At 67.6% G+C, this 11,989-nt stretch carries 9 protein-coding genes; 8 read left to right on the top strand and 1 reads right to left on the bottom strand.

Going from position 1 to position 11,989, the window contains the following annotated elements; genetic code table 11:
- The first annotated feature begins 129 nt into the window (after positions 1-129).
- The 7 genes from gcvT to selD all read left to right on the top strand — a co-directional run bounded on the left by gcvT (position 130) and on the right by selD (position 9,564).
- Entirely contained in the window at positions 130-1,275 is a 1,146-nt protein-coding gene (gene gcvT / locus ATO3_RS17805) for a glycine cleavage system aminomethyltransferase GcvT (protein ID WP_088651340.1), read from the top strand.
- Positions 1,272-1,631 carry a glycine cleavage system protein GcvH gene (gene gcvH, locus ATO3_RS17810; protein WP_088651247.1) on the top strand — a complete coding sequence of 120 codons (360 nt, stop codon included), beginning with the start codon at positions 1,272-1,274 and terminating at the stop codon, positions 1,629-1,631. The genes gcvT and gcvH overlap by 4 nt, the downstream gene beginning before the upstream one ends.
- 14 nt (positions 1,632-1,645) lie before the next feature.
- Entirely contained in the window at positions 1,646-4,489 is a 2,844-nt protein-coding gene (gene gcvP, locus ATO3_RS17815) for an aminomethyl-transferring glycine dehydrogenase (protein WP_088651248.1), read from the top strand.
- 306 nt (positions 4,490-4,795) lie between these two features.
- A complete protein-coding gene (locus tag ATO3_RS17820) occupies positions 4,796-5,563 on the top strand; it encodes a cyclase family protein (RefSeq protein WP_088651341.1) in 768 nt (255 codons plus the stop codon).
- A 360-nt stretch (positions 5,564-5,923) separates the two neighbouring features.
- Positions 5,924-6,685, top strand: coding sequence for a potassium channel family protein (locus tag ATO3_RS17825; RefSeq protein ID WP_088651249.1), 762 nt, complete (start codon positions 5,924-5,926; stop codon positions 6,683-6,685).
- Between the two features lie 146 nt (positions 6,686-6,831).
- Positions 6,832-7,113, top strand: coding sequence for a hypothetical protein (locus tag ATO3_RS17830; protein WP_088651250.1), 282 nt, complete (start codon positions 6,832-6,834; stop codon positions 7,111-7,113).
- Between the two features lie 297 nt (positions 7,114-7,410).
- Complete coding sequence (gene selD, locus ATO3_RS17835) at positions 7,411-9,564, top strand: selenide, water dikinase SelD (protein WP_088651251.1); 2,154 nt, start codon at positions 7,411-7,413, stop codon at positions 9,562-9,564.
- 28 nt (positions 9,565-9,592) lie between these two features.
- Here selD and mnmH read toward each other — a convergent pair whose 3' ends face one another.
- Complete coding sequence (mnmH, locus tag ATO3_RS17840) at positions 9,593-10,651, bottom strand: tRNA 2-selenouridine(34) synthase MnmH (protein ID WP_088651252.1); 1,059 nt, start codon at positions 10,649-10,651, stop codon at positions 9,593-9,595.
- Positions 10,652-10,888: 237 nt separating this feature from the next.
- Here mnmH and ATO3_RS17845 point away from each other — a divergent pair, with 237 nt between their 5' ends.
- A complete protein-coding gene (locus tag ATO3_RS17845; protein WP_088651253.1) occupies positions 10,889-11,908 on the top strand; it encodes an ArsJ-associated glyceraldehyde-3-phosphate dehydrogenase in 1,020 nt (339 codons plus the stop codon).
- Positions 11,909-11,989: the final 81 nt, after the last annotated feature.

The raw sequence follows: 11,989 nt of genomic DNA on the forward strand, positions 1-11,989 counted from the left end.
TCCGCCGAAGGGATAACGATCTCAGGCATCAGGACAGAGGGGGCATCACGCGCGCCGGGGTGGCGCGCATGGTGCCGTGTGACGCAATCCCGTGTCATCGGCTGAATGGACGAAAGACAGGGGGTGAAGGTGTCAGACCTCTCACGGACGCCGCTATACGATCTGCACGTGGAACTGGGGGCCAAGATGGTCCCCTTCGCGGGCTACGAGATGCCGGTGCAGTACAAGCTTGGCGTGATGAAGGAACACCTTCACACGCGCGACAAGGCCGGGCTGTTCGATGTCAGCCACATGGGCCAGGTCATCGTGACCGGCACGGATTACGCCGCCGCCGCCGCCGCGCTGGAAACGCTGATCCCGGTGAACATCGCCGGGCTGGGCGAGAACCGGCAGCGCTACGGGCTGTTCACCACGCCCGAGGGCGGCATCAGTGACGACCTGATGCTGACCAACCGGGGCGATCACGTCTTCCTGGTGGTCAACGCCGCCTGCAAGGAGGCCGACATTGCCCACCTGAAGACGCTGGAACCCGCTGTCACGGTGACCCCGATCACCGACCGCGCGCTGATCGCCCTGCAGGGCCCGGCGTCGGAGGAGGTGCTGGCCGCGCTCGACCCGAAGGCCGCCGACATGGCCTTCATGGATGTCGCCACGCTGACCCTCGATGGAGCGGAGTGCTGGGTCTCGCGCTCGGGCTATACCGGCGAGGACGGCTACGAGATCTCGGTCCCCGAGGCCGCGGCCGAGGCGCTGGCGCGCAAGCTGCTGGCGCATGACGCGGTGGAGCCCATCGGGCTCGGCGCGCGGGATTCGCTGCGGCTTGAGGCGGGGCTCTGCCTTTATGGGCACGACATCGACACCGAAACCACCCCGGCCGAGGCCGCGCTGAGCTGGGCGATCCAGACGGTGCGGCGCATCGGCGGCGCGCGCGAAGGCGGCTTTCCGGGGGATGAAACCATCCTCGCCCAGCTCGAGACCGGCGCCGGCAAGACCCGCGTGGGCCTGCGCCCCGAGGGCCGCGCGCCGATGCGCGAAGGCGTCCCGCTCTTCGCGGCCGAAGAGGGGGGCGACCCTATCGGCCAGATCACGTCCGGCGGCTTCGGCCCCTCTGTCGAGGGCCCCGTCGCCATGGGCTACCTGCCCACCGAACTCACTGCCGAAGGCACCACCGTTTTCGGCGAATTGCGCGGACGCAGGGTTCCGGTCACGGTGACCGCACTCCCCTTCGTCCCCGCCCGTTTCAAACGCAAACCAGCAAAGGTCCAGCAGGCATGAAATTCACCGAAGAACACGAATGGCTCCGGCCTGAAGGCGATATCGTCGTTGTCGGCATCACCGAGCACGCAACCGAGCAGCTTGGCGATTTGGTCTTCGTCGAACTGCCCGAGGTCGGCAGCACTGTCGCCAAGGATGACGAGATCGTGGTGATCGAAAGCGTCAAGGCCGCCTCCGACATCTGCGCGCCGATCGACGGCGAGATCGTCGAGATCAACGAGACCCTCGTCGACAACCCGGCGCTGGCCAACGAGGACCCGCTGGGCGACGGCTGGTTCTTCAAGATCCGTCCGGCGGATGCAAGCCAGATGGACGGCTACATGGACGAAGCGGCCTACAAGGCCATGATCGAGTGACGGAGCCCTCCGCGATGTCTTTCAAACCAACCGACTACCTGCCCTACGATTTCGCCAATCGGCGCCATATCGGCCCGTCGCCCAAGGAGATGGCCGAGATGCTGTCGACCGTGGGCGCCGCCGACCTGGACACGCTGATCGACGAGACCGTGCCCAAGGGCATCCGCCAGGCCGCGCCGCTGGATTTCGGGAAACCGAAATCCGAGCGCGAGCTGCTGCACCACATGCGCGAGACGGCGGCGAAGAACAAGGTTCTGACCTCGCTCATCGGCATGGGCTACTACGGCACGGTCACGCCCCCGGCGATCCAGCGCAACATCCTGGAAAACCCGGCCTGGTACACCGCCTACACGCCCTATCAGCCCGAGATTGCGCAAGGTCGGCTCGAGGCGCTGCTGAACTACCAGACGATGGTGTCCGACCTGACCGGGCTCGAGATCGCCAATGCCTCGCTGCTGGACGAAGCCACGGCCTGCGCCGAGGCGATGACCATGGCGCAGCGCATCGCCAAGTCGAAGGCCAAGGCGTTCTTCATCGACGAGAACTGCCATCCGCAGAACATCTCGGTTATGAAGACCCGGGCCGAACCGCTGGGGATCGAGGTGATCGTGGGCCCCGCCGACGACCTGGACCCCGAGGCCGTGTTTGGCGCGATCTTCCAGTATCCCGGCACCTACGGCCACCTGCGCGATTTCACGCCGGAAATGGCCGCGTTGCACGGCGCGCAGGCGGTCGGCATCGTCTCCGCCGACATCATGGCGCTGACGCTGCTGAAGGAGCCGGGCGCGATGGGCGCCGATATCGCCGTGGGCTCGACCCAGCGCTTCGGCGTGCCGGTGGGCTATGGCGGGCCGCATGCGGCCTACATGGCGACGCATGAGAAGAACGCGCGCTCGATGCCGGGCCGCATCGTCGGCGTCTCGGTCGACAGCCACGGCAACCGCGCCTACCGCCTGTCGCTTCAGACGCGCGAACAGCATATCCGCCGGGAAAAGGCCACGTCGAACGTCTGCACCGCGCAGGCGCTGCTGGCGGTCATGGCGGGGTTCTACGCGGTCTTCCATGGTCCCGAGGGGCTCAAGGCCATCGCCCAGCGGATCCACCGCAAGACGGTGCGGCTGGCGCGCGGGCTGGAGGAGAAGGGCTTCAAGGTCGAGCCCGAGAACTTCTTCGACACCTTCACCGTGGATGTCGGGCCGCTGCAGGAAGCGGTGATGAAATCCGCCGTGGACGAAGGCATCAACCTGCGCCGGGTCGGCAGCACCAAGGTCGGCATCTCGCTGGATGAACGGACCCGGCCCGAGACCCTGAAGCAGGTCTGGCGCGCCTTCGGCATCACCGACCGCGACCCGGGCGTGACCGCCGAGTACCGCATGCCCGATCCGCTGCTGCGCACCTCGGATTACCTGACCCACCCGATCTTCCACATGAACCGGGCCGAGACCGAGATGATGCGCTACATGCGCCGCCTCTCGGACCGCGACCTGGCGCTGGACCGCGCGATGATCCCGCTGGGCTCCTGCACCATGAAGCTGAACGCCGCGGCCGAGATGATGCCGATCAGCTGGGGCGAGTTCTCGTTGCTCCATCCTTATGTCCCTGCCGATCAGGCGCTGGGCTACAGGGAGATGATCGACGATCTGTCCAGCAAGCTCTGCGACATCACCGGCTACGACGATTTCTCCATGCAGCCGAATTCCGGTGCGCAGGGGGAATATGCCGGTCTGCTGACCATCGCGGGCTACCATAGGGCCAACGGGGAAGGGCACCGCAACGTCTGCCTGATCCCGATGTCCGCGCACGGGACCAACCCGGCCTCGGCGCATATGGTCGGCTGGAAGGTCGTGCCGGTGAAATCGGCGGACAACGGCGACATCGACCTCGACGACTTCCGCGCCAAGGCCGAAAAGCATGCCGCCGAGCTTGCCGGCTGCATGATCACCTATCCCTCGACCCACGGCGTGTTCGAGGAGACGGTGACCGAGGTCTGCAAGATCGTCCATGAGCATGGCGGGCAGGTCTATATCGACGGGGCCAACATGAACGCCATGGTGGGCCTCTCGCGGCCCGGCGACCTGGGCGGCGATGTCAGCCACCTGAACCTGCACAAGACCTTCTGCATCCCGCATGGCGGCGGCGGTCCCGGCATGGGGCCGATCGGCGTCAAAGCGCATCTGGTCCCGCATCTGCCCGGCGATCCGGTCAGCGGCGACGGTGCGGTCTCGGCGGCGCCCTTCGGCTCACCCTCGCTGTTGCCGATCTCCTGGGCCTATTGCCTGATGATGGGCGGCGAAGGCCTGACCCAGGCGACGCGGGTGGCGATCCTGAACGCCAACTACGTGGCCAAGCGGCTCGAGGGCGCCTACGACGTGCTCTACAAGGGGCCGACGGGGCGGGTGGCGCATGAATGCATCCTCGATACCCGGCCCTTCGCGACCTCGGCCCATGTCACCGTGGACGACATCGCCAAGCGGCTGATGGATTGCGGCTTTCACGCGCCGACGATGAGCTGGCCGGTCTCCGGCACGCTGATGATCGAGCCCACCGAGTCCGAGACCAAGGCCGAGCTGGACCGCTTCTGCGACGCCATGCTGGCGATCCGGGAGGAGATCGCGCAGATCGAGAAGGGCGAGATCGACGCGGAGAACAACCCGCTGAAGAACGCGCCCCACACGATGGAGGACCTCGTGAAGGAATGGGATCGCCCCTATTCGCGCGAGACCGGGTGCTTCCCGCCGGGCGCCTTCCGGGTCGACAAGTACTGGCCGCCGGTCAACCGCGTCGACAACGTCTGGGGCGACCGGAACCTGACCTGCACCTGCCCGCCGATGGCGGATTACGCCGAAGCGGCGGAATAGGGCGACACGCCCGGAACCAGCGGGGGCCCTGTCACGGGCCCCCGTTTCGGTCTGCGCGCCTGGCCGAGACGTTGCACGGGACGGGTGCCACCTGTCCTCCTGGGCACCGGCCCGGCTCGCGGCTTTTTCATGTCACACGACAATTTGACCCCGGGACCTTACGTTAGGGCGGGCAAAAACCCGCTGCGCCGGGTTTCGTCTGTGGGAGCCGCCGAAAAGGAGTGCTAGGTCCACGGTCCGAACCGGCAGGCGATGCGAATCGCCTGCCGGTTTCCCGTTTCCATTGCCTCGATACCGGAATTTCAGATGAAGATCGTCGATTTGTCGAAGACCATCGTGGACAACCCCGTTGCGCCGGGGTTCCTGCGCGTAAAGATCAAGCCCAAAAGCCGCCGCTTCGCCCGTTTCATGGTGCGCATGCTGGGCCTCCCGTATCGCCTGATGCCGGACGATTTCGAAGGCTGGGCCGATGACACGATCCGCAAGCTGGGCGTTCACGCGACAACCCATATCGACGCGCCGGTGCATTACGGCTCCGTCTCGGAAGGCGAGCCGGCGGCGACGATCGAACAGCTGCCTCTGGAGGCCTGCATCGGGCCCGGCGTGGTGCTGGACATGTCGCAGAAGGAGGAGGGCGATCCGATCAACGTGGCCGATATCGAGGCCGAGCTGGCGCGGACCGGGGCGAGGATCGAACAGGGCACGATCACGCTGATCCGCACCGATCGCGACAAGTTCTCGGACGATCCGGAATTCTGGAAATACGGCACCGGGATGAGCGCCGAGGCGACCGAATGGCTCATCGACCGGGGCAGCCGGGTGATGGGGATCGACCAGTGGGGCTGGGACCTGCCGTTTCACATGCAGATCGCCAGGGCCAAGGCCGAGAACCGCAAGGATCTGTTCTGGGAGGCCCACCGCGTCGGCATCCGCCGCACCTACTGGCACATGGAACAGCTCACCAACCTCGACAAGCTGCCGCCCTCGGGCTTCACCGTCCACGTGATGCCGCTGAAGCTGAAGGGCGCCTCGGCCGCGCCGGCCCGTGTGATCGCCATCCTCGACGCGTCGTAGGCGCGGCGCCGGCGCCCTCGCGGGACCGAACGGCCAGGTGTCCCGAGGGGCCGGGCCGGGCGTCCGGTGTCCGGGACACCTGGCCGGTCCCTTGCCGCCTGTCATGCCGGTCACGCCTACGACGCGCAGGGCGAAAGGCGGGTGCAGGATGGAGACGGGCCTCTCACCCGGCCCCGGCGGTCAGGCCACCAGCCCGTCCCGTTCCGCCCGGGCCGCGCGCGCAATGGCGGGGCCGGGTGCGGGCAGGCCGGGGACCGCATCCGCCGCGTTGTCCCGGGGGCGGACCATTCCGGGGCTTGGACACCTCACGCCGCTGGGATTATGCTTTGCCCACAAGGGGTCGTGTCACGGAGCGCGCGCATGAAGGACCGTATCCGGTCGCTCTACATGGATGACACGCCGCGAGGGCACAGGTTCCGCTATGTCCTTCTGGCCTTCGACATCGTCACGGTGCTTTTCGTCGTCGTCACGTCGTTCTTCCCGCATACCCGCCCGGTCGAGATCACCGATGCCATCTTCGGCATTCTGATCCTTGCCGATTTCGTCATGCGGTTCTGGATCGAGCCGCAGAAAAGCCGCTTCCTGCTGCGGATTGCCACCTGGGCCGACATTATCGCGATGCTGTCCTTCCTCGCGCCCATCGCGGGCGAGGGGCTGGGCTTCCTCCGGATCCTGCGGACCCTGCGCCTGTTGCACACCTATGAACTGCTGGACCGTCTGCGGCAGGATTTCACCTTCTTCCGCCGCAACGAGGACATCATCCTTGCCTGCGTCAACATCGGCGTCTTCCTCTTCGTGATGACCGGGCTGATCTATGCCACGCAGGAGGCGATCAATCCCGACATCCGCAACTACGCAGACGCGCTCTACTTCACCGTCACCACCCTGACGACCACGGGCTTCGGCGACATCACCCTGAACGGCCCGGGCGGCCGGCTTCTGTCCGTGGCGGTGATGATCTTCGGTGTCACGCTCTTCCTGCGGTTGTTGCAGGTGCTCTTTCGTCCGACCAAGGTGCGGTTCGAATGCGAGACCTGCGGGCTTTTCCTGCATGACGCGGATGCGGTGCATTGCAAGCATTGCGGGGCAACCGTGCATATCCGTACTGCAGGTTACAATTGAGGCCGGCAACATATTCCACAACCGGAAGGTGAGCGCTCCCAAGCGGCAAAAACCCGCATCCAGCTGAAAGGTCCTGCGGGACGGGGGGAGAATCGTGTTACATAATCCCATGAGTTCATGCCGGCGGAGGAGAGGGAGGATCGGCTATGATGACAATCGACGACATGCGCGATGTGACGGGTCTGTCCAGGGAAGAGGTCAGCCAGCTGGCCGGACATGATCACCTGGCCGACATCGCGGCGGCCCTTCTGGGCGAATACTTCATGCACATGCACAAGGGCGCGTCAGAGGTTCAGAGGATGATCTGCGGCGACATGCGCGAAGCGCTGCGTGCGGGCAACCTCGATCACGCCCGCGTTCTGTTTACCACCCTTCAGGATTTCGTCGAGGAATACCCCGAAACAATCCTCAGCGCCGCGCCTGCCTGACCGGCCGGACAGGGCCCGGTGACGCGCGGGGTGAAAAAAAACGCACGATGACATGCAGGATGCAGGGGCGGGCCGGGGTCCGCCCCTGTGCATTCAGGGCGCGCGCGATCATCGGCGATCCGCCCGGCCACTCCGGCGATGCGCAGGTCCGCAGTGACGCGCGGCCCGCGCGCCGCGCCTCTGCACCGCCCGCGTCCCCCTCGCGCGCGGGCCTCACCGCGGGGCGCAGGCTCCTGGCGGAGCCCCATCGTGCCGACCCGGCTTGCCAGCCCGCCCGGTGGCGCGGATAACCGTCCCATGGAGACCATGCCCCTTCCCAAGACCCGTGACATCGTCCTCGTCGGCGGTGGCCACACCCATGCTCTGGTGCTGCGCAAATGGGGGATGGCGCCCCTGCCCGGGGCCCGGCTGACCCTGGTCAATCCCGGTCCGACGGCGCCCTATTCCGGCATGCTCCCGGGCCATGTCGCAGGCCATTACAGCCGCGAGGCGCTGGACATCGATCTTGTCCGCCTGGCCCGCTTTGCCGGCGCCCGCCTGATCCTTGGCGCGGCCACCGCGATCGACCCGATCGCCCGCGCCATCGCGGTGCCGGGCCGTCCGCCGGTGGGCTATGACCTCTGTTCCATCGACATCGGCATCACCTCGGCCATGCCCGACCTGCCCGGCTTTGCCGAACACGCCGTGCCGGCCAAGCCGCTGGGCCCCTTCGCCAGCGCCTGGGCCGCCTATCTCGCGGGGCAGGGCCCGGCCTCCGTCGCCGTGATCGGCGGTGGCGTCGCGGGGGTGGAGCTCGCCCTGGCCATGGCCCATGCGCTTGCGCAGGCGGGCCGCGCGGCGCAGGTCGCCCTGATCGACCGCGGCACCGCCCTGAGCGCGCTGCGCCCGGCCTCGGCCCGCAAGATCCGCGCCCGGATCGCCAAGGCGGGCATCCACCTTCACGAAGACACGCCCATCGCCCAGGTCTCGCCCCGGGGCGTCACCCTGACCGACGGCACGTCGATCCCCGCCGATTTCGTCACCGGTGCCGCCGGTGCGCGCCCCTACGGCTGGCTCGCCGCCTCGGGGCTCGACACGACGGACGGCTTCCTGACCATTTCCGAGACGCTGCAGACCAGCGACGCGGACATCTTCGCCGCCGGCGATTGCGCCCATATGGCCTTTGCCCCGCGCCCCAAGGCCGGGGTCTATGCCGTCCGCCAGGCGCCGGTGCTTTACGACAACCTTCGCGCCCGTGCCATGGACCGGCCCCTGCGCCGTTACCGGCCGCAGGGCGATTACCTCAAGCTCATCTCGCTGGGCGGGAAATCCGCGCTGGGTGAACGCTTTGGCCTGCCACTGTCGGGCCCGCTGATGTGGCGCTGGAAGGACCGCATCGATCAGCGCTTCATGGAGAAGTTCCGCGACCTGCCCGCCATGCCGCCCCCCGCCTTGCCCCGCGACCGGGCCGCCGGGGTCGACGACGCCCTGGGCGAAAAGCCCCTTTGCGGCGGCTGTGGCGCCAAGGTCGGGCGCGCCGGGCTCTCGCGCATCATCGAGGCGCCCGTGGACCGCCCGGACATCGACATGCTGCCGGGCGACGATGCCGCGCTGCTGAACGTCGGCGGCACCCGGCTGGTGCTGACCACCGACCACCTGCGCGCCATGGTGGAGGACCCGGTGGTCATGACCCGCATCGCCGTGACCCACGCCCTGGGCGACATCTGGGCCATGGGCGGCGCGCCGAAGACGGCCCTTGCCACACTGATCCTGCCGCGCCTCTCGCCCGCCCTGCAGCATCGGACCCTGACCGAGATCATGGAAACCGCCCGCACCGCCATGCGCGCCGCCGGGGCCGAGATCATCGGCGGCCATACCTCCGTAGGGTCCGAACTGACCATCGGCTTTTCGGTCACGGGCGAGGTCGACCGCCCGATCACCCTGGCCGGAGGGCAGCCCGGAGATGCGCTGATCCTGACGAAACCGCTGGGCTCCGGCGTCGTGATGGCGGCCGAGATGGCCGGTGCCGCGCCGGGGGCCTGCGTGGCCGCCGCGCTGGAACAGATGCAGCAGCCGCAGGGCGCGGCCGCGCGCCTGCTGCACGCCGCCCATGCCATGACGGACGTGACTGGCTTTGGCCTGGCCGGGCACCTCGAGGGGATCTGCGCCGCCTCCGGCAGCGGCGCCATGCTCGACCTGGATGCGATCCCGCTGATGCAGGGCGCGCTTGCGCTGTCGGGGCAGGGCGTCCGATCCACCCTCTACCCCGAGAACCGCGCGCTGGTGCCGGGCCTGCCCGAGGGCGGCGCCGCGGACCTGCTGTTCGATCCCCAGACCGGCGGCGGCCTGCTGGCCGCGGTGGCGCCCGACAGCGCCGACAGCCTTGTCGCACAGCTGCAGGACGCCGGCTTCGACACCGCCCGGATCGGAGAGCTGACCGACGGCCCACCCGCGATCCGCCTGACCAGCTGACGGAAACAAACGGCTCAGGCGGTCCGGCTCAGGCGCCGGGCAGATCCTTCAGCACGGCTTCCAGCTGCGTCGCCGCGGCTTCGATCCCCGCCGGGCTCAGCGCCTCTGCCGTGACCCGCGCCACCGGCTCTCCGCCGATGGCCCTGCGCGATTTCGCATAGGCCGGGTCGTAATGCTGCGCCATCAGGTCCCGGGTCAGCGCCGCCTTGTCGCCGCTTGCGATATGCGCGATCCAGCCGTCTACCACCTCGTGCCCCCGCACCGTCCGCAGGTGCCACAGCAGCTGCTCCAGCTTGGGCCCGTCGCTCAGCACGTCGTCATAGGCCTCCACCAGGTAACCGACCCGCGCCGCCATCGGCGCCTCGATCTCGACCCTGGCCGCGCCCTTCATCACCGCCCAGACCGAGGGCGGGATGATCCGTTCGCCGATCTTGCTCGATTCCGCCTCCACCAGCACCACGCGGGCCGGGTCCATCTCGGTCAGGCGTCGGGCCAGCGTCGTCTCGAACGCCTTCTGGCTGGGCTGACCGCCCATGCCGCCCAGCAGCGAGCCCCGGTGATTGGCCGCGCCCTCCAGGTCCAGCACCTGCCAGCCGCGCCGTGCCAGCACGTGCAGCAGGTCGGTCTTGGCGGTGCCGGTGTTGCCGTCGATCAGTACGAAGCTGTGGGGCAGGGGGCTGTCGTAGAGATAGCCGTTCACCAGCCGCCGGTAGGTGCGATAGCCGCCCTCAACCGTGTCCGCCCGCCAGCCGATCTCTTTCAGCATCCAGGCGAAACTGCCCGACCGCTGGCCGCCGCGCCAGCAATAGACCAGCGGCCGCCAGCCGCCTTCGTGATGCGACAGCGACCGTTCCAGGTGCCCGGCCGCGTTGCGGAACACCAGCGCCGCGCCCAGCTTGCGGGCCAGGAACGGGCTCTCCTGCTTGTAGATCGTGCCCACGCGGGCGCGCTCCTCGTCGTCGAGCACGGGCAGCGAGATCGCGCCGGGCACGTGATCCTCGGCAAATTCCGAGGGGCTGCGCACGTCGATCACGGTGTCGTGGCCGTGGGCATAGAAATCGTCGAGCGTGGAAAAGGTCAGCGGCATGCGTCTTGCCTAGCGCCGGACGCGTGCAAAGGAAAGCCGCCTTGGCAGATTGGGGTCTTTTAATTCATGAATTTGTGAAATAGACTCGAGCCTGCGATCAGGCTCAATGATTCCTGTCACACCCGTGTAACGCTCGCATGACGCCGTGCCGCGCCGGGCCGTATCCCCGGCCCATGCACACGAGGGCAGGACGCGGGGCCGAACCAGGACACGAACAGAACGGACGGACGGACCACAATGACACGCGTGGCAATCAATGGCCTGGGCCGGATGGGAAAACTGGTGCTCCGCGCCTTCATCGACGAAGGGCTGGAGGCCGAGATCGTCCTGCTGAACGATCCCGCCGGCACGCCCGAGCAGCACGCGCTGCTGATGGAATTCGACAGCGTGCATGGCCGCTGGCGGCATGACTTCGGCTGGACCGACGACAGCGTTTCGATCGACGGCAGGCCGATCCGCCTGACCCAGGTGTCGCGAGTCGAGGATCTTCCGCTGGCCGAGCTGGGCATCGACGTGGTGGTCGACTGCACCGGGGTCTTCAAGACGGCGGCCAAGGTGCAGCCCTATTTCGACGCCGGGGTGAAGAAGGTCGTCGTCTCGGCCCCGGTAAAGGATGAGGGCGCGCTGAACGTGGTCTACGGCGTGAACCACGCCCTTTACGATCCCGCCATGCATCATCTGGTGACGGCGGCCAGCTGCACGACCAATTGCCTGGCGCCGGTGGTCAAGGTCATCCACGAGGGACTGGGCATCAGGCACGGCTCGATGACCACGATCCACGATGTGACCAACACGCAGGTCATGGTCGACAAGCCCTACAAGGACAGCCGCCGGGCGCGCTCGGCGCTGAATTCCCTGATCCCGACCACGACCGGCTCGGCCACCGCGATCACCCTGATCTACCCCGAGCTGAAGGGCCGCCTGAACGGCCACGCCGTCCGCGTGCCGCTGCTGAACGCCTCGCTCACCGATTGCGTGTTCGAAGTCGAGCGCGAAACCTCTGTCGAAGAGGTGAACGCGCTGTTCAGGGCCGCGTCCGAAGGCGACCTGCAGGGGATCCTCGGCTACGAGGACCGGCCGCTGGTCTCGGCCGATTACCTGAACGATCCGCGCTCTTCGATCGTGGATGCGCTATCGACCATGGTGGTGAACGGGACGCAGGTGAAGGTCTATGCCTGGTATGACAACGAATTCGGCTACGCCTGGCGGCTGGCCGACGTGACCCGGATGGTGGTCGGGGGGCTGGCGCGGGCATGACACGGGCGCACGCTTGCGGCCCGTACCAGGGCGCCCTGCCGGGCACGGATCCGTCGCGCAGGATGACACCTCAGACCCGAG

The sequence above is a fragment of the Marinibacterium profundimaris genome, assembly GCF_002210095.1.
Classification (GTDB): Bacteria; Pseudomonadota; Alphaproteobacteria; order Rhodobacterales; family Rhodobacteraceae; genus Marinibacterium; species Marinibacterium profundimaris.